The 25,200-nt window shown below is 74.1% G+C and carries 16 protein-coding genes; 9 read left to right on the top strand and 7 right to left on the bottom strand.

Features of this window, described 5'->3' with window-relative positions; all coding sequences use genetic code 11:
• Positions 1-66: 66 nt before the first annotated feature.
• The 4 genes from ACFCY1_RS00875 to ACFCY1_RS00890 are packed head-to-tail and all read right to left on the bottom strand — an operon-like array spanning position 67 to position 7,715.
• On the bottom strand, positions 67-4,161 hold the full coding sequence (locus tag ACFCY1_RS00875) for an AAA family ATPase (protein ID WP_375873033.1): 4,095 nt from the start codon (positions 4,159-4,161) through the stop codon (positions 67-69).
• A gap of 5 nt (positions 4,162-4,166) precedes the next feature.
• Entirely contained in the window at positions 4,167-5,276 is a 1,110-nt protein-coding gene (locus tag ACFCY1_RS00880; RefSeq protein ID WP_375873034.1) for an effector-associated domain EAD1-containing protein, read from the bottom strand.
• A gap of 4 nt (positions 5,277-5,280) precedes the next feature.
• A complete protein-coding gene (locus tag ACFCY1_RS00885; protein ID WP_375873035.1) occupies positions 5,281-6,339 on the bottom strand; it encodes a trypsin-like peptidase domain-containing protein in 1,059 nt (352 codons plus the stop codon).
• 50 nt (positions 6,340-6,389) lie between these two features.
• Complete coding sequence (locus tag ACFCY1_RS00890; protein ID WP_375873036.1) at positions 6,390-7,715, bottom strand: alpha/beta hydrolase; 1,326 nt, start codon at positions 7,713-7,715, stop codon at positions 6,390-6,392.
• A 231-nt stretch (positions 7,716-7,946) separates the two neighbouring features.
• Here ACFCY1_RS00890 and ACFCY1_RS00895 point away from each other — a divergent pair, with 231 nt between their 5' ends.
• The 4 genes from ACFCY1_RS00895 to ACFCY1_RS00910 are packed head-to-tail and all read left to right on the top strand — an operon-like array spanning position 7,947 to position 14,148.
• Positions 7,947-8,558 carry a hypothetical protein gene (locus ACFCY1_RS00895; RefSeq protein WP_375873037.1) on the top strand — a complete coding sequence of 204 codons (612 nt, stop codon included), beginning with the start codon at positions 7,947-7,949 and terminating at the stop codon, positions 8,556-8,558.
• 1 nt (position 8,559) lies between these two features.
• Positions 8,560-11,859, top strand: a complete 3,300-nt coding sequence (locus ACFCY1_RS00900; protein WP_375873038.1) for a serine/threonine-protein kinase — start codon at positions 8,560-8,562, stop codon at positions 11,857-11,859.
• A gap of 31 nt (positions 11,860-11,890) precedes the next feature.
• Positions 11,891-12,793, top strand: a complete 903-nt coding sequence (locus ACFCY1_RS00905) for a tetratricopeptide repeat protein (protein ID WP_375873039.1) — start codon at positions 11,891-11,893, stop codon at positions 12,791-12,793.
• Positions 12,790-14,148 carry a protein kinase gene (locus tag ACFCY1_RS00910; RefSeq protein WP_375873040.1) on the top strand — a complete coding sequence of 453 codons (1,359 nt, stop codon included), beginning with the start codon at positions 12,790-12,792 and terminating at the stop codon, positions 14,146-14,148. Before ACFCY1_RS00905 ends, ACFCY1_RS00910 begins: the two co-directional genes overlap by 4 nt.
• A 30-nt stretch (positions 14,149-14,178) precedes the next feature.
• Here the strand turns inward: ACFCY1_RS00910 and ACFCY1_RS00915 are convergent, their stop codons facing one another.
• From ACFCY1_RS00915 to ACFCY1_RS00925, 3 genes are all read right to left on the bottom strand, one after another.
• Positions 14,179-15,456 (bottom strand): alpha/beta hydrolase family protein, encoded by a 1,278-nt coding sequence (locus ACFCY1_RS00915; RefSeq protein WP_375873041.1) that lies wholly within the window; start codon positions 15,454-15,456, stop codon positions 14,179-14,181.
• 77 nt (positions 15,457-15,533) lie between these two features.
• Complete coding sequence (locus ACFCY1_RS00920) at positions 15,534-17,483, bottom strand: sensor histidine kinase (protein WP_375873042.1); 1,950 nt, start codon at positions 17,481-17,483, stop codon at positions 15,534-15,536.
• The gene (locus ACFCY1_RS00925) at positions 17,473-18,222 is read right to left on the bottom strand and encodes a response regulator transcription factor (protein WP_375873043.1); all 750 of its coding nucleotides are present in this window, start codon (positions 18,220-18,222) and stop codon (positions 17,473-17,475) included. Before ACFCY1_RS00925 ends, ACFCY1_RS00920 begins: the two co-directional genes overlap by 11 nt.
• A gap of 142 nt (positions 18,223-18,364) precedes the next feature.
• Between ACFCY1_RS00925 and ACFCY1_RS00930 the strand changes: the two genes are divergently transcribed.
• The 5 genes from ACFCY1_RS00930 to ACFCY1_RS00950 all read left to right on the top strand — a co-directional run bounded on the left by ACFCY1_RS00930 (position 18,365) and on the right by ACFCY1_RS00950 (position 25,042).
• The gene (locus ACFCY1_RS00930; RefSeq protein ID WP_375873044.1) at positions 18,365-19,306 is read left to right on the top strand and encodes a M20/M25/M40 family metallo-hydrolase; all 942 of its coding nucleotides are present in this window, start codon (positions 18,365-18,367) and stop codon (positions 19,304-19,306) included.
• A gap of 26 nt (positions 19,307-19,332) precedes the next feature.
• Positions 19,333-20,766: a M1 family metallopeptidase gene (locus tag ACFCY1_RS00935; protein WP_375873045.1), complete on the top strand. Its 1,434-nt coding sequence runs from the start codon at positions 19,333-19,335 to the stop codon at positions 20,764-20,766.
• A gap of 216 nt (positions 20,767-20,982) precedes the next feature.
• Positions 20,983-21,231, top strand: a complete 249-nt coding sequence (locus ACFCY1_RS00940) for a hypothetical protein (RefSeq protein WP_049651741.1) — start codon at positions 20,983-20,985, stop codon at positions 21,229-21,231.
• Positions 21,232-21,582: 351 nt separating this feature from the next.
• On the top strand, positions 21,583-23,109 hold the full coding sequence (locus ACFCY1_RS00945; RefSeq protein ID WP_375873046.1) for an FMN-binding glutamate synthase family protein: 1,527 nt from the start codon (positions 21,583-21,585) through the stop codon (positions 23,107-23,109).
• A 373-nt stretch (positions 23,110-23,482) separates the two neighbouring features.
• Entirely contained in the window at positions 23,483-25,042 is a 1,560-nt protein-coding gene (locus tag ACFCY1_RS00950) for a carbohydrate binding domain-containing protein (RefSeq protein WP_375873047.1), read from the top strand.
• Positions 25,043-25,200 lie beyond the last annotated feature (158 nt).

Raw genomic sequence — 25,200 nt, forward strand, 5'->3', positions numbered from 1 at the left:
GGAGCGGCGGAGCGGCGGAGCGGGCGGCTGGAGCTGCGGGCTCCGGCCGCCCGTCCGCCGGTGGGGTCAGTCGGGGCCGGTGGTGAGGAGGAGGTCGCTGACGCGGTCGGGGCCGGAGGTGACGGTGACCCGGTAGAGGCCCGGGCGGGGGAGGGTGACGGCGGCGACCAGGGTCGCGTCGCTGAGGAGCAGCCGGGGCGTGGCGACGGTCGCCCCGGTGGCCTCGTCGGTGATGCGGCAGACGGCGTCGTCGGGTGAAGCGCCGTGCACCATGAGCGGCCAGGGCTGGCCCGGGACGGTCGTCTCGGGGAGGGACAGGCCGAGGCCCGGGCGCTGGAGGGCGTGGCTGACCGGGCGGGGCCGCACGGCGGCCGGCCGCCGGTCGGTGAGCACGGACCGGACGAGTTCCAGGACGTGCGGATCGGAGCAGAGGGTGCCGTGCCGGCCGGACACGAACAGCACGGCGTTCGAGGCGGAGGGCGCGGCGGCGTCGCGCGGGACGAGGCCGTCCCCGCCGCGGTCCCAGCGGACGGCCTCACCGGACTCGCTCCGGTACGGGCGGCCGTCGTCGTGGGCGCGCGGTGCCGTCAGCACCGGTTCGAGGCCGTCCCCGGCCAACCGCAGGCCCTGCACGGTCGGTTGGCCGATGCCGACCACGGCGCGGGTGCGGGGGAGGAAGGCCGCTCGGGACTCCGCCGCCCGCGCCGCCATGGCGGCGGCGGCGAGCTCCGGATCGCCGCCGAGGCGGCGGACGTCGTCGAGGTCCAGCCGGCGCAGCGCGTCGTCGGTCTCGACGCAGCGGAAGGTCGGCAGCAGGTCGTACACCCCCGGCAGGGTGGCGGCCAGCCCGGACAGCGGGCGCGGGAGGAACCGGCGGCGGCCGCCCAGCATCTCGGCGACCGCGGGGGTGCCGTGGAAGGGCGTGGCGATGGTGACCAGGTCGCGGGTGAGCGCCGCCAGCCGGGAATCGGCCGCCAGCGCCGCCCGGGCCACGAGTCCGCCGGTGGAGTGGGCGACGAAGACCAGCCGGGGCTCCTCGTCGGGCACCCCCGCCCGACGGCGGTGCGGGCTCGCGCGCCAGGCCGCCAGGTGGCGGTGGGCGGCCTCGGCCAGCAGACGGGCGTTCACCTCGGCGGAGAGCCGCCAGTCGTAGGGGAACGGCAGGACGGCGTCCTCGTGGAGGACGGTGGCGTGCAGGGCGTCCAGCAGGGGCTGGTAGGTCTCCAGGCCGCCGAGCGCCGAGAGCCAGGCCGGGGCGCGCAGCAGGCCGTCGGGGCGTAGGCGGCCGGTCCGGCCCGCCCGCTCGTCGGGGGTGACGCGCAGCGAGGAGTCGTCGGTGAGGCTCAGCCGGAGGAGGGTGGTGGGTCTGAGGTCGCCCCAGACGTGCCGGCTGGTTTCGGTGTCGAGGAGCGAACTGCCCATGTGGCCGGGGAGGAGGACGACGGCGTCGTGGGTGGTGTCGCGGGCGGGGGCGGAGGGCGAGGCGAAGTCCACCTCGTGCCGGAGGTTCTCCACCACGGCGTTGTTCAGGGCCTCGGCGTGCTTGCCTCCTGCGCCGAGGTAGGTGTTGATGGCATCGCCGAAGTCCACGCTGGTGAGTGCGGGGCCCGAGGGTTCGGTGTCGGCGTCGTCCGTGGGGATTGAGACGTTGACGCCGGTGGCCCGGGTGAAGTCCCGCAGCTCCTCCGGGGTGAGGGATTCGAGCAGGGCGGCGTCGCCGCCGTCGGATAGGCCGACGCCGGACTGCCGGGCAGTGAGGGCGATCAACTCGGGCGCTTCGTCACCGATTTCGGCGGCAATGAGCCGGATGAGTTCAGGATCCTGAGCGACGTCGTGCAGGTTCAGGTCGTCGACGAGCGCGAGTGCGCGGACGCGCAGCTGCCGGGCGTCGAGTGAGTCGAGGGAACCGCCATCCCTGTGCAGACGCAGGTGGGTCACAATGATCCCGAGAGTGATCATTGTGTTCTGAATGACGTCTGCCGCCCGCAGGGCCTGGTTGAGTAGATCGTGGGCCGAGCTGAAGTCACCACGACTCATGGCACTGTGGGCACGCAGCGTGAGTACCGCTGCTGCGGTGACCGGAGTGGGGTCGGCGGCGAGGATGTCGTCTGACAAGGCGTCCACCTCGTCCCAGCGGTGCAGGATGGCAAGGGCCCTGATGCGCAAGCCGGAGGCCCGGATGTGAGGTCGTTCCCGGAGGAGTGCCAACACCTCCTCCGGGCGGTCGTCCACGAGGAGCTGGTCTCCGGCCCGCACCGCCTGCCGGAGCCAGGTCAGGTCGTCGGCCTGCGCCCGGAGTTCCGCGGGGGCGATGTTCCCCATCCGCTCGGCGAGGTAGACCTGCGAACAGGGCGGCAGCTCGTCGTTGGCCGGCTCCAGCAGCCGGCCCGCCTCCTCCTCCCACCGGGCGTCCAGGGTCGCGGTCGGTTCGCCGAGGGCGAGCCGGTGGTACAGCTCCTCGACCCGGTCGCCGACGTCCTCGTAGTGGGCGGCCGCCCGCCAGTGGATCAGCTCCACGACCTCGGCGTGGTCGCGGCGGAGCAGTGGCAGCATGACGGCGCGCACGTCGGCCCGGTGGAGGACCGCGTCCTGCCCCGGCACCTCCTCGACGAGGGAGACCTCGTCCCGGAAGCGGTGGAACAGGCCCCACGCGCGATCCTCGTCCACGGCGCCGAGCCCGCACGGTTCGGCCAGGACGTGGCGGATGACCTCCGGCGTGACCTTCCGGACGATCAGGCCGGGACTGGCGATGCGGCGCAGGTCCGGGTCCTCCAGGTGGTCGAGGATGCGCCGGTACAGCACGCCCTGGACGGTCTCGGCCTCCAGCTTCCGCCGGAGCTGGTCGTGCAGCGCCGGGTCCCGCAGGGCGTCGGCCTCGCGGCGGAGCAGGGCGGCGGCCAGCTTGAGGTTGAGCGGGCTCCGGCCGACGGTGTCGGTGACGAGGTCGAGTTCCTCGTCGGTGCGCCCGGCGAGTTCGGCGACCTGGCGGCGCAGGTAGCGGCGGGCCGTCGGCGGGTCGAAGCCTTCCAGCGGGAGGGAGCGGAAGCGGGGGTCGTCGACGGGCGCGCGGCCGGCGGCGATGACGCGCAGGTTCGGGCAGCTCCACCGCAGGTCGTCCAGGGCGTGCAGCAGGCGGCGCTGGGCGTACTGGCCGCGCCGCTGCACCCGCTCGAAGGTGTCGAGGACGAGCAGCGGCGCCCGGCCGCCGTGGTCGGTCCCGAAGGCCGCCAGGAAGGTGCCGACCCGGTGGAGCAGTACGTCGGTGTCGTGGCGGCGTGAGGTCCGGCGCCCGGAGGAGGAGCTGCGGTCCCGCTCCGACCGGAGGTCGGCGGCGATGGTGCGGCGGAGGGAGTGCTCCAGGGCGTCGGCCGGCTCGCGCATGGCCGGTGCCAGCAGGGCGACCTGGCGGACGGCCTCGACCAGGACGGTGAGCGGGCGTTCCGGGGCCAGCTCGGGTCGCTCGAAGGTCAGGTAGACGTGGGCGGCCGGGTCGGCTCCGGCGCGGTCCAGGAGGAAGCGCGACAGCAGCGTGGACTTGCCGACGCCGCCCGGCCCGTGCACCAGGAGCCAGGGGGAGTAGCCGTTCCTGGCGTCGACGTAGTCGGTCAGCGTGCCGAGTTCGTCCTCCCGTCCGGTGAAGCTCTCGTCGGCGAGGGCCTGGAGCGGTTGGAGCAGCCGGGCCCGCTTGAGGTGGTGCTGCACCTCGTCGGCGGACGGCAGGTCGAGTCCGTGGTCGGCGAGGGCGGCCCGGGCGCGGGGGGCGTCGCGGAACCAGCCGACCACGGTGAGGGCCGCGTACAGCTCGTCGAAGTCCTGTGCCTCCAGCGGCGGGTTCCGCGCGGCGAGGAACCGTTCGGCCCAGTCGCGTGCGGCGTCGCCCTCCGTACGCGGGGCGGCGGTGAGGGTGGCCAGCAGGCGTTCCGGACGGCCCAGGGTCTCGATGGTGTGGGTGCGGACCTCGGGGGTGAGCCGCCAGCGGCGGCCGTCCCGGGTGGTGGCCCGTTCGCAGTCCTGGGTGAGGAAGTCCCGCAGGAGCGCGCCGGGTTCGGCCGCGTCCGCGCCCGGGGTGGTGGCCGCCAGGCTCTCGGCGGTGAACGCGCCCAGCAGGACGGTCCGTTCACGGTAGACGGCGTCGGGCATCGGGGCGAGGGTCTCGGTCACCGTCGTCAACATCCCTGGTAGAGGCTTCGGCCGAGGCCGGCGGCCGTGTGCTGGATCGCGGTGGTCAGGGGGAGCGGGCCGTCGGGGAGGCAGCCGTCGTGGCCGGTCTCGCTCAGCACCTTGGCGGCGAGGCCGCGGGCGGTGTCGGCGTCGATCGGGCGGCCAGCTTCCGCCGCGACCGTCCGGAAGAAGTCGTGGAGGTCCTCGATGCCGATCGGGCCCAGCTGTTCCCGGGCGGTGTACCCCTCGACGTCCGGCGGCAGCCAGCCGTCGTAGGCGAGCAGCACGATCCGCAGCCGGTCCGCCATCTCCTCCTCGACCACCGCCTGCACCAGCCGGACGACCGCGCGCAGGGCGGGTTCGGTGAAGCGGACGGACTCCGAGTCGTCGAAGACGAGCCAGTGCCGGGGCTGCGCAGGGACGGACCGCCGCTCCTCGCGCATCCGGCCCCTGAGCTGGCTGACCAGCCGGTCCGCCTGCTGGTCCTCGGAGGAGTGGTGGTCGATCTGCACGCTCCACTCCCGGAACTCGTCGTTGAGGAATCCGGTGAGTTCGGCCACCCGGACCGGCTCGGTGTACTCGCTCATCCGGATCCGGCAGGGGTGGATCCCCTGGCTCGCGAGCACGTGGTGGATGAGGAACCAGGTGAAGGTCCGGCCGGTCCGCGGACCGCCTTCGACGGTGAGCACGCGGTGCCCGCGGTCGAGGACCATCTCCCGCAGCCGGGAGCGGAGGGACGTCCGGTCGAAGAAGGCGCGCTGCCGGTCGTTGATCAGCCCGTGGCCGAACGGGTCGGTGGTCTGTTCGGCGGGTCGCGAGGTGCGCTGCTCGGCGAGCAGGTACGCGAACACCGGTGAGGCGGCCCGGGAGTTCGGGTCCTCGGCGACGACCTCGACGAGCCTGCGCAGCCGTCCGGTCGCCGCGGCCTTCTCGACGATGTCCGGCCAGACGTCGAGCATCGCCCCCTGCCAGGCGATCTCGGCCTCGGCGATGCCGGCGCGGGCGACGACCTGCCGGGCCGGCTGCGGGAGGCCGTACGTGTACATGAGGGCCCTGAGCAGTTCCCCGGCTCTGGGGTCCTCGTTCGGGAACGCGCGCAGGTCCAGCAGTGCCACCGGCTCACCTCACCCCGGCGGCGGCCAGGCCCTCGGCCACCCGCTCGATCCGGAGGCCCTCGTTGCGGAACTCCGAGGCGCTGAGCCGCTGCCCGATGCGGACGTGGCCCCGGTGCAGGGCGACCAGCCGCCAGCGCTCGTCGAAGACGGGTGCGCCGGAGGAGCCGTACTCGGTGTCCGTCCAGTACTGCACGACCTGCTCGTCCACGTGCCGGACGACGTTGTGCCGGGCGGCGAGCTTCTTCACCAGGCCGTGCGGGTGCTGGATGATGCAGACCCGGTCGCCCTCGGCGACGGTGGCCCGGTCGGGGATCGGCACCACCAGGGCGTCCTCGGGCAGGGGATCGGCGGTGCGGATCACGGCCCAGTCGCCCTCGGGCCGGCCGACGGCGGTGGCGGGGTCGCAGCGGACGGTGCGGTACCTGAGCTCCCGCCCGTCGAGGTCCTGCTCGTAGCCGAACCAGGCCTCGACCGCCTCGGCGGGCCGGTCGTCGGAGTACAGGACGTGGTGGTTGGTCAGCAGGAGGTCGGGCCCGATCCGGAAGGCGGTGCCGTAGCAGGCCTGGCCGTCGGGGTGGGTGACCAGCAGGCGGCAGACGGCGGTGGCGAGTTCGGCGCCGCGGCGCAGGAACGCGACGTCCTGGAACCCGGAGGCGCGGAAGATCTGGCGTTCCTGTTCGTCGGGGTCCCGGAAGGCGGCCCAGGTGCCCGACGGGAGCTCCGGTTCGGGGGCGGGGAGCACGGGCCGGGCGGCGAGCAGTTCGCGGACGCGGGCGGCGAGCGCCTGGTCGGGGCCCGCGGCGATCCGGTCGAGCAGCGGGCGGAGCTTCTCCTGTTTCCGGGCGACGGTGATGAGGTCGAACCAGACCAGGGACATCGGCTGGTCCCAGTTGACCTCGGCCGGGGCGATGCCCGCCTGCTGGGCGAGCTCCAGCACCGGGTTGACCCGGAAGTGGACGGAGGCGAGCAGGTCGCGGAGTTCGACGGCACCGGGGTCGGTCCACCGGAAGGGGTAGCTGTCCAGGAAGTGGGTCGTTCGCGGTTCGGGGTTCGTCGTCGCCATGCCCTGTGTGCTCGCTCGTCGGAGAGGGGGAGGTCGTGCTGCGAGGATCGTTACGGCTGGAAGGCCCAGTACGCGCCGTCCGGGTGCGGGACCCGGGCCAGTCCGTAGCGCTGGGACGGCCGGTGGCCGTGGCGCAGCAGCCCGTACAGGTCGGAGAGGACGGAGCGGTGGTCGCCCGGGTAGGAGTGGCCCGTCAGGCCGGTGTCGAGCTCGGAGACGTCGACGGTGTCCAGGCCGGGCGCGACCACCACGCCCGGGCCGGCCTGGCCCGCCCGGGGGTGTTCGGCGAGGAGGCGGGAGGCGGCGAGCGCGCGGTCGTTGGCGGAGACGTAGAGGGTGCAGCCGCGCGCCTGGTTGACGATCCGGGGCACGAGCTGGCGGAACACCTCGGCGTCGACGTCGGGCGCGGTGAAGACGACCTGACCGAGCCGGCCCGCGCCCTCGGGGAGCGCGGTGGTGTCCAGGTCGGCCAGCGCGTCGACGACCACCCGGTTGCCCATGCTGTGGGCGACGACGTGCAGTTCGTCGACGCCGGTGTCCGTCAGCACGTGCCGCAGGAACTCCTGGAAGTACGGGACGGCCCGGCGGGCGGCGTTGCCGTCGGCCGCGTAGTCGGTGACGGAGGCCTTGGACGGCCAGCTGTACAGCATGGGGAGGCCGGTGAAGTTCAGGTCGTAGGCGATCTGGGCGGCGCGGACGGCGGCGTCGGCGAAGGAGACGTTGTATCCGTGGACGAACACCAGTGCCGATCGGGGGGTTTCGCCGCCCCCGGGGAGGTGGTGGCCATGGGCGCGCTCGGCGAACCCGGCGGCGGTGAGCGGGCTGACGTCGCCGAGCTGGGTGTCCCGGGCCGGGTTGGTGCGGAACCGCAGCCGCCACCAGCGGGGCTTCTCGACGGCGCCGATGCGGTGGTCGTCGGGGACGTTCACCAGGGCTTCCCCGTACGACAGTTGGCCGCGGTCGCCGCCGTAGGCCGCGCTGGTGCCGCTCCCGCCGGCCGGCGCGCGGTCGGTGGCGTAGAGGACGGGGACGAGCAGCGAGCGCAGCGCCGCACCCCAGGAGGGCGGGGGAGCGTCCGGGCCGAAGCGCTCCTGGCCGTCGACGAGCGCGTCGAACGCGGCGACGAGGAGGTCGCCCAGCGGCGGGTAGGCCTCGAAGGCGGCGGCCACCGCCTGGGCGGCCTCCTCGACGGGATCGGCCCCGTCGGCCCCTTCGGTCCCGGCTGACGGCGCACCGCCGCGCGCGCTCTCCAGGGCGCGCAGCGCCACCAGGACCTCCGCCTCCAGACGCTCGCGCTCGGCCTCGGACAGGCTGTCGGGCACCTTCGGCCAGACCCGGGCGACGGCCGGCTCCAGCACCTCCCACATGTCCACCATCGTCCCCCACCTGGCTTGTTCACGACGTACCCGACGGCGTGACAACGCGACAGCACGTGTCGAACCGGATCGCTCGCATCATAGGTCGTGGAGGGCCGCGCGCGGGCGGTTCGCCCAGGTCCGGTGCCGGATCGGGCCACTGTCACGAACGCGTACCGGGGAGAATCTGAGGATGTATCAGAAATCGGAGCACGCCTGACGGTTGACAGGGCCGCGTGTTAGCTTCCGATCGTGTCCCCATCAACTCCGCTCCCGCTCCCGCTGGCCTTCGACACCGCCGGCCTCGAACCGCTCGACGAGGGCCGGTGGTTCGTCCCGGACACCTGGAACGACGTGGTGGTGCTGAGCGTGCGCGAGGCGCTGCCGCCCGCCCCCGTCTGGCTGGACGGGATCGAGGCGCTGCGGGTGACCCTGGCGCGCGGCCACGCCGCGGCCGGCGGCTCGCTGCTGGAGGCGGCGGCGGTGTCGCTGGGCGGTGTTCCGGCGCTCTACACCCTGGTGTCCGAACGACTGCCCGGCTCCCGCACCGGCTTCCGGTTCCGGGGCTCGTTCCTGCTCGCCAGGTCGACCGTCACCGCCGTGCTGACCGGCCAGTTCCAGGAGTCGGGCGTCACCGGCGTCCGCGAGTCGATGGTGCGCCTCAAGCTCGACCCGGCGGGGACGGACAGCGGCGGCCACCCGTACGACCCGGAGCTGCCGTACGAGCGCAGCCACGCCGCCGACTGGGACCCGATGTTCCCGAGGCACGCCCTCTCGCTGGCCCGGGCCTGGGCCCGGACGGTGTGCCGGACGGCCGTGGTGGCACCGGCGTTCGCCGCGCTGCCGCCGTACCGGGCCGCCTGAGGTGTCCGGACCGGCCGTCGGGGTTCCGGCGCCCTGGACGGTCGGCGAGGTGGTCGCCGACCAGTACCGGGTGCTGCGGGTGCACACCGAGGGCGGCATGGGCGTGGTCTACCGGGTGCGGCACCTGGAGTGGGGCGTCGACCTGGCGGTGAAGTGCCCGCGCCCCGAGCTGTTCGGCACGCCGGAGCAGCAGGAGCGGTTCGTCCGCGAGGCCGAGACCTGGGTGTCGCTCGGTCTGTACCCGCACGTCTGCGGCTGCCACTACGTCCGTGTCCTGGACGGGCTGCCACGGGTCTTCGCCGAGTACCTGCCGGGCGGCAGCCTGCGGGAGTGGATCGACGACCGGCGGCTCTACGCGGGCGGCCCGGCCGAGTCCACGGCCCGCATCCTGCGCCTGGCGGTGGAGACCGCCTGGGGCCTGCGGCACGCGCACGAACGCGGCCTGGTGCACCAGGACGTCAAGCCCGCCAACGTCCTGCTGGACCTGGACGGCACCGCCAAGGTCACCGACTTCGGGCTGGCCCAGGCGCGGGCCACGGGCGGTGAACGGGTGTCCGGCGGCGGGATGACCATGGCGTACGCCTCGCCGGAGCAGGCCAGGCGCGAACCGCTGGACCATCGCACCGACCTCTACAGCTTCGCGGTGTCGGTGGTGGAGATGTTCACCGGCGAGGTGACCTGGCTGATGGGCCCGGTGGTCGGCGAGGCGCTGGCCTCCTACCGGTCGGGTGGCGGTCGCGGGTTCACGCCCGGCTCGACCTGGCGTCCGGAAGGGGACGGCCCGCCGCCGCTGCCGGAGCCGGTCGCCGAGCTGCTGGCCCGCTGCCTGCGCGAGCGCCCGGCCGACCGGCCCGCCTCGATGGCCGAGGTGGCCGACGAACTCGCCGACATCCACCTTCAGTTGACGGGGCGGGCGATCGACCGCGGAGAGCCGCGCGAGGCCGAGCTGCGCGCCGACGAGCTCAACAACCGGGCCGTCTCGATGCTGGACCTGGGCCGCGCGCCGGAGGCCGAAGCAGCCTTCGGCGCGGCCCTCGCCGCCGACCCGCGCCACCCGGAGGCGACCTACAACTCCGGTCTGATGGACTGGCGGCAGGGCGGACTCACCGACGAGGACCTGCTCGCCGCCCTGGACGCGGCCAGGGCGGACGGCGGCGCCGCGCGGCTGGGGCCGCTGATCGACGCGGTGCAGCGCGAACGCGGCGCCGCCGGCCCCGCCGCCGAGCCGACCACCTGGACCGTGCCCTGGTACGAGTACGAGCGCTGGACGGATTCGCCCTGGGACGGTGGCCGGACCCGGCGGGCGGCACCCGACATCGAGATCCGGCCCACCCCCGACGGCCGGCTGGCGCTCACGGCCTGCGACGGCGCCGTCAAGCTCTGGGAGGTGGCCACCGGCCGGTGCCTGCGGAAGCTGGACGAGCTGCGGCACACGGTGGACCTCGACGCCGAGGCACGGCGGGCCGTGGGCGTCGGCTCCGACGGCCTGGTCCGGCTGTTCGACCTCGGCGACGGCCGCTGCCTGCGGGTCTTCACCCCGTACTACCGGTCCGGCAGCACCACCGTCCGCCCGCTGCGGCTGCTCGCCGGGGCGGGCCTGGTGGTCGGCGGCACCAGCGACGGCACGGTCCTGGGCTGGGAGCTGACGACCGGCCGGGCCCGCTTCATCCTGGACGGCTTCTCGGGCGGCACCGTCGAGGCGACCGCGGACGGCCGGCTGCTGGTCTTCGACGGTCCCGAGGGAGTGGTCGCGGTGCGCGATCCAGCTGGCGCCGGTGAACAGACCCCGCTGCTGGAACGCCGCTACGCGCACGAACCGTGCTGCCTCAGCCGGGACGGCCGCACCGTGGCCGCCGCCGTCGGCGACCGGCTCCGGGTGCACGGCCCGGGCCTCGACGCGGAGATCGCCGCCGGCCACGGCGCCGGGCACCGCCTCGCCCTGAGCCCCGACGGGCGGCTGCTGGCTGGCGGGGGCCTGGACGGCGCGGTCCGCCTCTGGGAACCGGACACCGGCCGCTGCCTGCGCACCTTCCGCGGGCACCGGGGCCACGTCGACGCCGTGGTGTTCCTGGCCGACGGCAGGCACCTGCTCTCCGCCGGGCGGGACGGCACCGCCCGACGCTGGCCGCTGCCCGAGCCCCACCCGGCCGCGGCCCGGCTCAGCCGCCCCCGTCGGCACGCCGAACTGGACGACCTGAGCAGCCGGCTGGCCGCGCTGGTCGAGCGGGCCGGGCGGGAGCACGCGGCCGGCCGCTGCGCCGCCGCCCTCGACCTGCTCATCCGCGCCCGGGCCCTGCCCGGCCACGAGCGCGATCCCCGGGTGCTGACCGCCTGGCAGGAGCTGGCCCGCGACCGGCGGGTGACCCGCACCGGACTGCGGGCGGCCTGGCCCGCCCGGGTGCTGTACGACGGCGCCTGGGGCGCGCCGGCCCTGGCGCCGGACGGCCGGACGGTGGCCGTCCGGGTGTCCGGGGGCATCCAGCTGCTCGGTGCGGAGACCGGTGAGCGCGGGCCGCTGATCGAGGGCCTGTCGCGGGTGCACGGCAGGCTCCGCTTCACCGGTGACGGTCGGACGGTGCTGTTCGCGGGCGGCGACGGGACCCTGGGCTCCTGGTCCGCGGCGACCGGTGCCCGGCTCAGCTCGGCCCGGCTCGCCCTGGGCGCGGGGACGGCCTGGTTCACCGCGGACGGGCGGTTCGTCCTGGCCCGTGGCGCCGACGACGGGATCCGGCTGTTCGAGACGGCCACCGGCGCCTGCCGCCGGACCCTGGAGGGCGACCACGGCCGGGGGCCCGACCTCTGGGGGCCCGCGCTCTGGCTCTCCCCCCACGGGCGCACCGCCGTCACCGCGGGCCCGAAGCACTCCATCGGGCTCTGGGACGTCCCCACCGGCCGCCGCCTGCGGGAGTTCCACGGCCACACCGCCACCGTGACCGAGCTGCTGGTCGACGCCGACCGCGGAGTGCTGCTCTCCGGCTGCGGCCAGGACCGCGCGATCCGGGTCTGGGACCTGCGCACCGGGGCCTGTCTGCGGGTCCTCGACGACCAGCCGGGCGGCACCGGGGCGCTCCGGCTGAGCCCGGACGGGCGGTTCGTGCTGTCGCTCGGCGAGGACGACGGCGCGCTGCGGGTCTGGGAGCTCGGCACCGGCCGCTGCCTGCGGGTGCTGGCCGGCCGTCCGGCCGGCTTCTCCGGGGTCGAACCGGGCCCGGACGGCGGCTCGGCGGTGTGCGTCCGCGGTGACGGTTCCGTTCAACTCTGGTGCCTGGACTGGGAGCTGGCGGTCCGTCGGCAATCATGACGGGAGCGTCGAGGAGAGAGGGGAGGCCGTCGTGTGGTTCGGCCGTAAGCGCAACAAGAAGGCGTCCGAGAAGGCGTCTGCGAAGGCGTCCGGGAAGGCCGGGAGCGACCTGGCGCCGCTGACCCGGGCGATCATGGAGCTGAGCGGCGACCCGGGGCTGGACAGCCGGGTCGCCCGGCAGGAGCGGCAGGCGCGGTCCGGCGATGCCGAGGCCCTGATCCGTCTGGGGGCCCGGCTGCTCGACGAGGGCCGTGACGCCGAGGCCGAACAGCAGTTCCGCCGCGCCGCCGAGCTCGGCGAACCGCTGGCCATGCACAACCTGTCCGTGGTGCTGGGGAAGGCCGGCCGGGCCGCCGAGGCCGCGTCCTGGCAGCAGCGCGCCGCCGAACTCGACTGCGCTCCCGCCATGGTCGGCGCCGGCTTCCGCGCCGTCGACGAGAACCGCCTGGCCGACGCCGAGCGGTGGTTCCGCGGAGCGGCGGACCAGGGCGAGGACCAGGCCGCGTACATCCTGGGCGTGCTGCTGTCCGAGGCGGGCCGCACCGCCGAGGCCGAGCGGTGGCTGCGGGCCGCCGCCGACAAGAAGAACGCGGAGGCGATGTACTCGCTGGCGTACCTGGTGCAGGGGGCCGGACGCGAGCCCGAGGCCGAGCTCTGGTACCGGCGGGCCGCCGACGAGGGGCACCCGCAGGCGATGAACAACCTGGGCACCGTCCTGCGCTACAGCGACCGGGTGGCCGAGGCGCAGGAGTGGTTCCGTCGCTCGGCGGAGGCGGGCGAGCCGATGGGCATGCTCAACCTCGGCGAACTGCTGGAGGCCGGCTCGCCCGAGCGGGCCGCCGAGTGGTACCGGCAGGCCGCCCGACGGGGATCGGCGAAGGCGCAGCGGCATCTGACGCGGATGGCGGAGCAGGGCCCGGGGCGGCCCGCATGAGCGAGGCCACGGTCGTCCTGCACCAGGTGGGCGGCCCCGGGACCGGCGACGAGCACGTCTTCACCGAGCGCACCACCTGCCTGCTCGGCCGGGCCGCCGAGTGCATGCCGCGGCTGCCGGACGACGAGCGCCACCGCACCGTCTCCCGGCACCACTGCCTGCTCGACATCAACCCGCCCGACATCCGGATCCGCGACTTCGGCAGCCTCAACGGGACGTACGTCAACGGGAGGAAGATCGGTCAGCGCGCCCGGAACCAGAGCCCGGAGGAGGGCGCGGAACTCGACCTCCCCGAGCACGACCTGGCCGACGGCGACGAGATCCGGATCGGCGACACCGTCTTCCGGGTCGGCCGGTCCGCCCCCACCCTGCGCCTGCGACCGGCCCGCTGCGCGGCCTGCGGCCGGGACACGGCGGACGAGACCGACGGCCGGGACGGCAGCTACGTCTGCGCGACCTGCCGCGCCGAACCCGGCATGGTGCTGCGGCAACTGCTCGCGCTGGCCCGCCAGGGCGGCGGGGCCGTCGCCTCGCTCGCCGACTACGAACTGTCGGCCCAGCTCGGCCGGGGCGGGATGGGCACCGTCCACCTGGCCCGCCACCGGGGGACCGGCCGGGAGGTGGCACTGAAACTGATGCTGCCCAAGGTGGCGGCCGGCACCCGGGCGCGGGCCCTGTTCCTGCGCGAGGTCGCCGTCACCCGCACCCTGCACCACCCGAACATCGTCACCCTGCACGAGGTCGGGTTCGCCGGCGGCACCTTCTTCTTCACCCTCGAGTACTGCCGCGGCGGCAGCGTCGAGGACCTGCTGGGCCGACGCGGCGGGCGACTGCCGGCGGACGAGGCCGTACCGCTCGCCCTCCAGGCGCTGTCGGGACTGGCCCACGCCCACGCGGCCGGCGTGGTCCACCGCGACCTCAGCCCGGGCAACCTGCTGCTCGACCACGGGCCGGACGGCCGACCGGTGGCGAAGGTGGCGGACTTCGGCCTGGCCAAGGCCTTCGACCAGGCGGGCCTCAGCGGCCTGACCCGCACCGGTACCACGGCCGGCAAGCCCTCCTGCATGCCCCGCCAACAGATCGTCAACTTCCGCTACGCCACCCCGGAGGTCGACGTCTGGGGACTGGCCGCCTGCCTCTACAAGATGCTGACCGGCCGCTACCCCCGCCCCTTCCCGCCCGGCACCGACCCGTGGCAGGTCGTCCTGCAGACCCCGGCCACCCCGCTGCGGGAGGTGGCGCCGCACCTCCCGCGCCGCCTCGCCGAGGTGGTCGACCAGGCCCTCCGCGAGCAGCCGGCGATCGGCTTCCCGGACGCCGCCGCCTTCGCGGCGGCCCTCCGGGAGGTGCTCTGACCGGCCCGCCCCCGGCACCCGGGGCGGCCGCTACCGCTCGTAGACCATCTCGGGGAAGCGCGGCGACGGGCCGTCCAGGAGGTGGTCGTCGTGGCCGCGCAGCCAGCGGTCGAAGAACGACGCGACGTACGAGCGGGTGGCCAGCACCGCGCGGTCCGGGGGAACGTCGCCGACGGCGCCGGTCAGGTCCGTCCCGCTGATCGCGCCCTGGCGGGCGAGCTGGGGCAGCAGGGACTGCGCGTCGGTGTAGGAGCCGTGGCGGGAGCCGGTGAGGGTCACGTCGGCGTGCCAGCCGGTGCTGTGCCGCCACAGGGCGTCCCAGCCGGGCTGCCGGTGGTAGCTGCCGGATTCGGGGTCCTGGGTGCCCATGAGCAGGAAGGGCCGGGTGAGGCCGTCCTCGGCGGCGGTGGGCAGGGGCAGCTGGACCCCGGAGCCGTCCGGGTTGGAGAAGTGCAGCTGGCCGTCGAGGTTGACACCGGCCTTGAGGCGCGGATCGTCGTGCATGGTCTGGAGGGCCGCGGAGCCGCCGCCGGAGTGGCCGACCATGCCGATCCGGTCGAGGTCGAGGGAGGCGGCGAGGCCGGCCGGCAGCCGCTCGTCGTGGCGCAGCCCGGCGAGCCGGTCCAGGACGAAGCGGGTGTCGTCGACCCGGCTCTGCAGCATCCTGCGCAGGAGGGCGCTCATGTCGAGGCCGGGCTGGGCCAGCAGCGCGGGGAAGACGGAGGTGGCGAGGTCCCCGTCGGGGAAGGCGACCTCGGAGGCCTCGTAGGTGTGGTCGACGGTGACGACGACGTAGCCGCGCGAGGCGAGGTCCTCCACCAGGCCGGTGCCCCAGGTGCGCGGGTCGCCGAAGCCCGCCGAGTACAGCACGACGGGCCGCTTGCCACCGGGGAGGGCGGGCGCGTCGGCGCGGGCGTGGGTGCGGATTCCCGCCCAGTCGGTGCGGCCGGGCTCGAACCGGTAGTCGCTCTGGCCGACGCTCCCGGCGCTGCCGAAGTGCTCGGCGGCGGCGGGGACCATGTACGGCGCGCGGTCGTCGCCGGTGGCGGCCCGGGGGGTCGGGTACCAGAGGCTGATCATCAGCTTGCGGTGCTGCCCGGGCTTCCAGGGATCGTCCCGGCGGTCGTCCGTGAGCTGCAGGGACGTCGTGCCGACCGGGTACGGCCCGGTGGGCTGCGGCAGCCAGGCCCTGGCCTGCTGCCCGGTGCCCGGCCCCGGCGCCGCCACCGCGCCCGGCGCGCCGACCACGCCCAACGTCACCGTCGCCGCCAGCAGCACCGCCGCCACGGCCCGTCCTCGCCCGCTCATCGTCGTCTCCCCCTCGTTCGGTTTCCGTCGTCGCTTTCGACACGGGCGACGGTACGGGCGAGGCGGGGCGGACGCCGTCATACAGGGGCGCCAAGTCCGCTGTAGTACCCCGGTATGACGGGGCGTTCCGGAGTGTCAGGTGATTCCCCGGTTTCCACCGCTCCGTCCGCTGCCGAGGGCCTCCGGTGGGGCGGCCGCCGTGCGGGGAGGCATACGGTGAACACCGAGCCGGTGCCGGGGGTGCTGGCCGCGTGGACGGCGCCGCCGTGGAGTTCGGCGAGTTTGCGGACGATGGCGAGGCCGAGGCCGCTGCCGCCGCTCTGGCGGTTGCGGGACTTCTCGGCCCGCCAGAACCGTTCGAAGACCAGCGGCAGGTCCGCCGGGGCGATGCCGTTGCCGGTGTCGGCGACCTCGATGAGCAGGGCGTCGGCCTCCGGACGGGTCCGCAGGGTGACGGTGCCGCCCGCCGGGGTGTGGCGGACGGCGTTGGCCACCAGGTTGCCGACCATCTGGCGCAGGCGTACCGGGTCGGCGGACAGCTCGTACCGGGCCGTGGCGGTGTCCGTGTCGACGACCAGGGTCACGCCCGACGCCTGCGCCAGGGCGCCGTGCGCGGTGGCGGCCTGGGCGAGCAGGTCCTCGGCGTCCACGGGCTCGCGGTGCAGGGCGAGTTCGCCGGCGTCGGCGGCGGCGAGGTCCCGCAGGTCGTCGATCAGGTGCTGGAGCAGCAGGGCCTCCTCCAGCAGCGAACTCGTCAGGGCGCCGTCGGCGGTGACGACGCCGTCCTCGACGGCCTCCAGCCAGCCGCGGATGTTGCTCAGCGGGGTTCGCAGCTCGTGCGCGATGTCGCCCACCATCGCGCGGCGCAGCTCCTCCAGCTGTTCGCGGCGCTCCGCCATGGCGTTGAAGGCGGCGGCGAGTCCGGCGATCTCGTCCCGGCCGGTCGCGGTCACCCGGGCGGAGAGGTCCCCGTCGGCCATCCGCCGGGCGGCCCGGGTGAGGGCGTTCAGCGGTCGGGAGAGCCGCAGGCCGACCGCCGTGGTGATCGCCACGGTGACGGCCAGCACCAGCGCGGCGACCTCGACGACCCGCCCGCGGTGGGGCGCGGACAGGACGGGGGCCGGCTCCGCCGTGCCGGAGGGCGCGCCGACGAACAGCAGCACGGGCGGAGCCACGTACCGGACGAGCTGCTGGCGACGGGAGTTGGCGAGGCAGGCGGAGACCACCTGGTCCTGCTCCCGGTCGAGGGACGGGGTCCACCGCAGGGACAGGGACAGCTGGACGGGCCGGATCCGCTGGCGCTCCAGGCAGGCGTTGACCAGCCCGGTGAGGTCGGCGAGAGCGGCGCTCTCGGTGCCGGTCGGGGCGTCCAGCACCTGCGGCGACGCGCAGCGCACACCCGAGGCGGCCTGGCCGCCGGGGACGTTCACCACGGGGTGTCCGGCGGCGTCGTCGGTGACGGTCGGCTCGACGCCCAGGGCCGACCGCAGGCAGTCGGCGCGGTCCCGGGCGGCTTCCTCCATGGCGGCGCGCTCGGCGGCCGTCATCCGGAACGGGCCCAGGGCGCGGGCGTCGATCCGGTCGGCGGGGGCGTCGGGCAGCATGGCGAGGTCGACCGAGAGCGGGTCGACGGTGGTGGTGGGCGTACGGGGCAGGGCTGTTCGGCCGGCGGCGGTGTCCCGGGCGGCGGTGGCCGAGGGGGCCGCGGCGGGTGTGGCCGCCGCCGAGTCGATGACCGGGTCGAAGCGCGGCGTGGCCAGCAGGATGCGCTGCCCGGTGTCGGCCGCGAGCCTCCGGACGGTCGGCTCCGCGCCCGTCCAGTCGGGGTGGGTCGCGGCGTAGCCGAGCAGTTCGTGGTAGATCCGGACCTGGTCCGCTAGGACCTGGTGCTGCTCCTGCCGGATCGCGCCCGTCGTGGTGCGGGCCGTCAGCCAGGCCGTCGCGGCGATGGAGCAGAGGGAGACCAGGGCGGAGAGGGCGAGCAGCCGGAGCAGCAGCGTCCGGCGGGGAGGGGCGTCACGACGCACCGTGCGGCTCCTCGGCGAGCTTGTAGCCGATGCCGTAGACCGTCAGGAGCCGGGTGGGGCGCCGTGGTTGGGGCTCGATCTTGCGGCGCAGGTTCATCACGTGGGTGTCGACGGTGCGGGTGGTGATGTACCGGTCGATGCCGTGCAGCTGCTCCAGCAGCTGGGCGCGGGTGAAGACCCGGCCGGGCTGGGCGGCCAGCACCTCCAGCAGCCGGAACTCGCCGGGGGTGCAGCTGACGGGCCGTCCGTCGGCGGTGATCTCGTGGCGCAGCGGGTCGACGGTGAGGGCCCCGGCGGTCAGCACGCCCGGCTGCGGCGCGGTCGGCGTGGCCGGGGGCGTGGCGGAGTCCAGGGGCAGGGACTGGGGCAGGGGTCGGGAGCCGCGGCGCAGCAGGGCGCGGACCCGGGCGACGAGTTCCCGGGGGCTGTACGGCTTGGTGAGGTAGTCGTCGGCGCCGAGGTCGAGGCCGAGCAGCAGGTCCTCCTCGCCGGTGCGGGCGGTCAGCATCAGCACCGGGACGGCGGATTCGACGCGCAGGGCGCGGCAGACGTCGAGCCCGTCCATGACGGGCATCATCACGTCGAGGACCAGGAGTTGGGTCGGGCCTCGGCGGGCCTCCTCCAGCGCGGAGCGGCCGTCGTGGACGACGACGACGTGATGACCCTCCCGTTCCAGGTACAGCCGGACCAGGTCCGCCTGCTTGGGATCGTCCTCGGCAACCACGACGTGTGCGCACATGACCATGATCGTAAAGCGCCTTCGGAGGGCACCCCCACCGGTTCGGGACGGCCTCCCGACAAGTTCCTGACATCTCCGGACCAGGGTGGGGGAATCCGCCGGGGCACGTGTCCCGGACCCTGCTGCGAAAGGCGCCCGCCTGATGCCCTCCTCCCGTCCGGTGTCCCTCACCGCCCGCGCCCTCGGGGCGGCCCTGCTGCTCTCCACCGTCCCCGCCGTCGCGGCGACGGCCGCCACCCAGGGGCCGACCCCCGCCGCCGCCACGGCCGTTCCCGCCGCCGCGCCGACCGTCACGGCGGCGGAGGTGATGCCGCACCTCCAGGCTCTGCAACGGATCGCGGACCACAACGGCGGCAACCGCGCGCACGGCACCCGGGGGTACGCGGAGTCGGTGGCGTACGTGAAGCGGGCGCTGGACCGGGCCGGCTTCCAGACGCAGCTGCGCCGCTTCTCCCACGACGGCAAGGACGGCTACAACCTGATCGCCGACTGGCCGGGCGGCGACCCGGACCACGTGCTGCTCTCCGGCGCCCACCTGGACAGCGTCCCGATGGGCCCGGGGATCAACGACAACGGCTCCGGCTCGGCGGCCGTCCTGACCACCGCCCTCCAGGTCGCCAAGGCCAAGCTGAAGCCCGAGCGGCACCTGCGCTTCGCCTGGTGGGGAGCGGAGGAGGCGGGGCTGGTCGGCTCGGCGGACTACGTCAAGAACCTGTCCGCCGACGACCGCAAGGCCATCGACCTGTACCTCAACCTCGACCAGGCGGGCAGCAAGAACCTCCAGCAGTACCTCGTGGTGAAGGACGAGAAGAACGGCGGGGCCGCGGCCTTCAAGGCCTTCGAGAACTGGTTCGGCAGCCGGGGCTTCGCCACCTTCGACATCCCGTTGGACAGCTCCGACACCGAGTCGTTCGGGAAGGCCGGCATCCCGACGTCCGGCTTCAGCAGCGGCGTCTCGGACTGCCTCCACAGCGCGTGCGACGACCTCGCCAACGTCGACCCCGCGACGCAGGCGACCAGCACCAACGCGCTGATCGGCGTGGTGTGGCAGTACGCCGCCTCCGCTGCCACGGCCCGACCCTGATTCCCCGTCGTCTCCAGGAGCCACAGATGCGCGCACCACTGAGCCACCACCGCCGCAAGGCCGCCACCCTGGTCGCGGCCGCCACCGCCCTCGGCGTCGCCCTGACCGCCGCCCCCGCGGGAGCGGCCGGCATCGGGGACCCGTACTTCCCCGAGGACGGCAACACCGGCTACGACGTGGCGAACTACGACGTCCGGATCGCCTACGACCCGGCGCACCCCGACCGGTTGGACGGCGACACCACCGTCACCGCCCGGGCCCTGCGCCCCCTCGACCGCCTCTCCCTGGATCTGAAGGGCTTCCAGGTCGCCTCGGTCACCGTGAACGGCGCCCCGGCCAGGTCGTTCTCCCGCTCCGGCGAGCACAAGCTGGACATCGAGCCCGCCCGCCGGGTGGCCGGCGGCGCCACCTTCGCCGTACGGGTCGTGTACGCGGGCAAGCCCGACCCCGAGGGCTGGCACCAGCTGGTGTCCGGCGGCGTCAACGCGATGGGCGAGCCGCACGGCGCGACCTCCTGGTTCCCGTCCAACGACCACCCGTCCGACAAGGCCACCTTCTCGCTCACCGCGACCGTCCCCGACGGCTGGACGGCCATCGGCAACGGCCGGCCCGGCCCGACCACCGGCAAGGACGGCTCGACGACCTTCCGCTGGCGCGAGGACAAGCCGATGGCGACGTACCTCAGCACCGTCGCCATCGACAGGTTCACCGTCCACCGCTCGGAACTGGCCGACGGGACACCGGTCATCACCGCCTACGGCCCGGACGTGCCGATCGACGACGTGGCCAAGGCGACGGAGGCCCAGCAGCCGGAGATCATCGCCTTCCTGGCCTCCAGGTTCGGCCCGTACCCGTTCTCCTCCGCGGGCGCCATCGTCCGCAGCTGGACCAAGGAGTCGGGTACCGGCGCGCCGGACCTGGAGACCCAGAGCCGGCCCACCTACACCAACTACTTCTGGGACGCCGCGGCGGTCCACGAGATCTCCCATCAGTGGTTCGGCGACAGCGTCTCGTTCACCGACTGGCGCGACGGCTGCATCGCCGAATGCGTCGCCCAGTACGCCAACCAGCTGTGGGACGAACACCAGGGCAGCGACCTCGACACCGGCTTCTACGCCCCCACCGTCCAGGAGAACCGGAACAAGCCGGAGTTCTGGTCCACCAAGCTGTACGACCCGGGCCAGGGCAAGGAACTCGCCCCGGCCCTCTACTTCAAGGGCTCGCTGATGATGCACGCCCTGCGGCGCACCGTCGGGGACGACGCGTTCTTCGGCACCCTCAAGCGCTGGACCGCCGACCACGCCTACGGCAACGCCTCCTTCCCCCAGTTCGAGGCCCTCGCCGCGAAGGTCTCCGGCAAGGACCTCAAGGGCTTCTTCGACGCCTGGGCCCACGGCACGACGATCCCCCCGCAGCAGTACCTCTACCCCGGCTCCCTGGCCCCGCTGGCCGGCCGGTAGCAGCCCGCTGACGACCGTGCCCGCGGAGGGGCTGTCCCGCTCGGGGACAGCCCCTCCGTCGTGGTGCGGCAGCGGCGACGGTCCAGGCCGTGCCGGTGGGCTGTTTTCTGCCAAATTGGTCTCTACCATTGCCCCGAATCCGGGATTCCGGAAGGCTCGCCGCCGAGCGCCGGGAAGCGGACTCCGGCGTTCTCGCCCGAGGGAGGATCCACCGAGATGGCATTGCGCACAGCGGTTTCCACCATGGCCCTGGCCGGACTGCTGACGGTTGCGGGTGGCCTGGCGGCCGCTCCCGCCGCCCAGGCGTCCACGACGAGGACGACCGGATACACCTACATCGGCATGTACCCGAGCGGCGCCGCGTGCGACGCCGCCGGCCGGGCCTACGTGGCCCGGGGGGAGGCGGTCAGCTACTTCTGCGACGTGGCCCCGACCACGGCCCGGCTCTCGGTCTGGTTCTACTGAGACCGCCTGCCGGGGGCCGTACGGGGTCCGGGCTGACGTCCGCTGCGGCGGGTGTCCGGCGGTGTGACTCCGGCTGAACCGGCAGGTCCGGGTGAGGAGTCGGGGGCGTTCGCGGCGGAGTTCTTCGCTCCGCCGCGGCGCTCGGCCTCCGGCGGTGGGCCCGCCGCCGGAGCGGCAGCCGTACCCCCTGGCCGTTTGCCTGTCCGGGTGGCCTTTTACCATCGTGTCGGATTCTCCGACGGACGGTGCCGCCCGCTTGGCCGCTGTGGCCGGGGGGATCGCCGTCCGACACCCACACGGCACCACGACTCCACCGCAGACGCTGGAGTCGTGCATCTAGGAGGAACGTTCATGCAAGCCCGGAAGATCGGCGCGGTCGCCGCGACAGCGGTGGCAGTCCTGGCGGCCCGCGACCTCGTCCAGAAGAGGCACGCGCTCCTCCGGAACTTCCCGGTGGTCGGCCACGCCCGCTACCTCCTGGAGACGATCGGGCCGGAGCTGCGGCAGTACATCGTGACCTCCAACGAGGAGGAGCGCCCCTTCAGCCGTGACCAGCGCACCTGGATCTACGCGTCGGCGAAGGAGGAGAACAACTACTTCGGCTTCGGCACCGAGGTCGACGTCGAGCACGTCCAGGGGCACGCCTACCTGAAGCAGCGCACCTTCGCCGGTGCCCTCCCCGACGCCCACGACCCGCAGGCACCGCTGCCCTCGGCCAAGGTGCTTGGCGGGCCGCGCGGCCGCGCCAAGGCCTTCCGGCCGGCCAGCGTGGTGAACATCTCGGCGATGAGCTTCGGCTCGCTCTCCGGCGCGGCCGTCACGGCGCTCAACAAGGGCGCGGCGCTGGCGGGCACGATGCACAACACCGGCGAGGGCGGCCTCTCGCCGTACCACCGCAACGGCGGTGACCTCGTCCTCCAGCTCGGGACGGCGTACTTCGGCTGCCGCGACGAGAACGGCGCCTTCAACCTCGACAAGCTCAAGGAGGTCGTCGCCGGCGCCCCCGTCAAGGCGATAGAGATCAAGCTCTCCCAAGGCGCCAAGCCGGGGCTGGGCGGCATGCTGCCGGGCGCGAAGGTGACCCCGGAGATCGCCGGGATCCGCGGCATCCCGGTCGGCCAGGACTGCGCCTCCCCGTCGCGGCACACCGCGTTCGGCGACGTCGACTCGATGCTGGACTTCGTCGAGCTGATCGCCACCGAGACCGGCCTGCCGGTCGGGGTCAAGAGCGCGGTGGGGGAGCTGGGCTTCTGGCAGGAGCTCGCCACGCTGATGGCCCGCGGCGACCGCGGGGTCGACTTCGTGACGGTCGACGGCGGCGAGGGCGGCACCGGCGCGGCGCCGCGGATGTTCGCCGACTCGGTGTCGCTGCCGTTCCGGATGGGCTTCTCCCGGGTCTACGGCACCTTCGCCGAGCTGGGGCTGACCGACGACCTGACCTTCATCGGCTCCGGCAAGCTCGGCCTGCCCGAGAACGCCGCGGTCGCCTTCGCCCTGGGCGCCGACATGATCAACGTGGCCCGGGAGGCGATGCTGTCGATCGGCTGCATCCAGGCGCAGAAGTGCCACACCGACAAGTGCCCCACCGGCATCGCGACCCAGAACGCGTGGCTCGCCCGCGGCCTGGACCCGACGTCGAAGGCCGACCGGGCCGCCGCCTACCTGCGCACCCTGCGCAAGGAGCTGATGAAGGTCTCGTCGGCCGTCGGCGTCGCCCACCCGGCGCTCATCACCGCCGACGACATCGAGATCCTGAACGGCGACTACGAGGCCCGCACCCTGGCCGGCGTGTACGGCTACAAGGAGGGCTGGGGCGAGCTCGGCCCGGAGCTGGCCGAGGAGATCACGGCGCTGATGACCGCCGGGCCGGCCGTCTGATCCACCCTGCCGACCCCCGTCGGCCGGCGTCAGGTCGACCGCGACCCGGAGCGCCGACCGTACGGGGGTTCGGCGCTCCCCGGGGGATTGGTCCAGACCTTAAATGGTCCAGACCTATTGACGGGCCCCGCCGCCCCTCCTACGATCCGGACCGGCACAGCCCCACATGTCCCCCCACCTCACCCAAGCCGGGCGTCGCGCCCCCACGCGTCGGTCATGTCCATGGCGCTCGGCGGGAAGGGAGCACCACATGTTCCGTCGAAGGCCGAGTCGTCCACGCCCGCAGCAGGCGCCCGTGGAACGCGCGTCGCAGGCCCCCCGCACCGGCCGCGCCCGGCACGGGTCGAGCGTCCTGACGCGTTCCCTCGCCGGGGTGAGCGCCGCCGCCGTGATCGGCGCCGGCATCGCCGTGGCGGGCACCGTCACGGCCGGCGCCGCCACCCCCAACCTGGTGTCCAACCCCGGGTTCGAGAACGGGCTCTCCGACTGGACCTGTTCCGGCGGCTCCGGCGCGGCCGTCGGCAGCCCGGTGCACGCCGGCGCCTCGGCGCTCCAGGCCACGCCGACCGGCCAGGACACCGCCCAGTGCACCCAGACCATCAGCGTGCAGCCCAACTCCCAGTACACGCTGAGCGCCTACGTCCAGGGCAGCTACGTCTACCTGGGCGCCACCGGCACCGGCGTCACCAACGCCTCCACCTGGACGGCGAGCAGCCCCTCGTACAGCCAGCTCAGCGTCGGCTTCACCACCGGGGCGAACACCACCTCGGTGACCGTCTTCCTGCACGGCTGGTACGGGCAGCCCGCGTTCTACGCGGACGACGTGGTGCTCACCGGCCCCGGCGGCAGCAGCCCCAGCCCCACCCCGACCACCGCGCCGCCGACCAGCACGCCGCCGACGACGACACCGCCGACCAGCACCCCGCCCACCACCACGCCTCCGACGACGACGCCGCCCACCACGACGCCGCCGAGCGACACCTGCCCCACGAAGCCCAAGCCGTCGGGCAAGGTCCTCCAGGGCTACTGGGAGAACTGGGACGGCGCCCTGAACGGCGTCCACCCCGGCATGGGCTGGGTCCCCATCACGGACAGCCGGATGGCCGCACACGGCTACAACGTCATCAACGCCGCCTTCCCGGTGATCCTCTCGGACGGCACCGTGCTGTGGCAGGACGGCATGGACAGCAACGTCAAGGTCTCCACCCCCGCCGAGATGTGCCAGGCCAAGGCGGCCGGGGCGACGATCCTGATGTCGATCGGCGGCGCCGCCGCGGGCATCGACCTGAGCTCCAGCACGGTGGCCGACAAGTTCGTGGCGACCGTCGTCCCGATCCTCAAGAAGTACAACTTCGACGGGATCGACATCGACATCGAGACCGGCCTGTCCGGCAGCGGCAACATCAACACGCTGTCCGCCTCCCAGGCCAACCTGATCCGCATCATCGACGGCGTGCTGGCCCAGATGCCCGCGGGCTTCGGCCTGACGATGGCCCCCGAGACCGCGTACGTCACCGGCGGCAGCGTCAACTACGGGTCGATCTGGGGCGCCTACCTGCCGATCGTCAAGAAGTACGCCGACAACGGCCAGCTGTGGTGGCTGAACATGCAGTACTACAACGGCAGCATGTACGGCTGCTCCGGCGACTCCTACCAGGCCGGCACCGTGCAGGGCTTCACCGCGCAGACCACCTGCCTGAACAACGGACTGACCATCCAGGGCACCACCATCAGGGTGCCGTACGACAAGCAGGTGCCCGGCCTGCCGGCCCAGCCCGGCGCGGGCGGCGGCTACATGGACCCGGGGTCGGTCGGCCAGGCGTGGAACGCCTTCAGCGGTTCGCTGAAGGGTCTGATGACGTGGTCGATCAACTGGGACGGCTCGAAGGGCTGGAGCTTCGGCGACAACGTCAAGCGCCTCCAGGGGCGTTGATCCCCGGCTGAGCTGACGACGGCCTCCCGCGGCCCGGACCGCGGGAGGCCGTCGTCAGCCGGTGAAGCGGTCGGCGTGCCGCCGGACGACGCGGCCGGCGGCCCCGGTGGCCAGGATCGGTCGCACGGCCCCTCCGAAGGGGCCCGGCCCGGCCGGTC

The sequence above is a fragment of the Kitasatospora sp. NPDC056273 genome (assembly GCF_042268845.1).
GTDB lineage: Bacteria > Actinomycetota > Actinomycetes > Streptomycetales > Streptomycetaceae > Kitasatospora.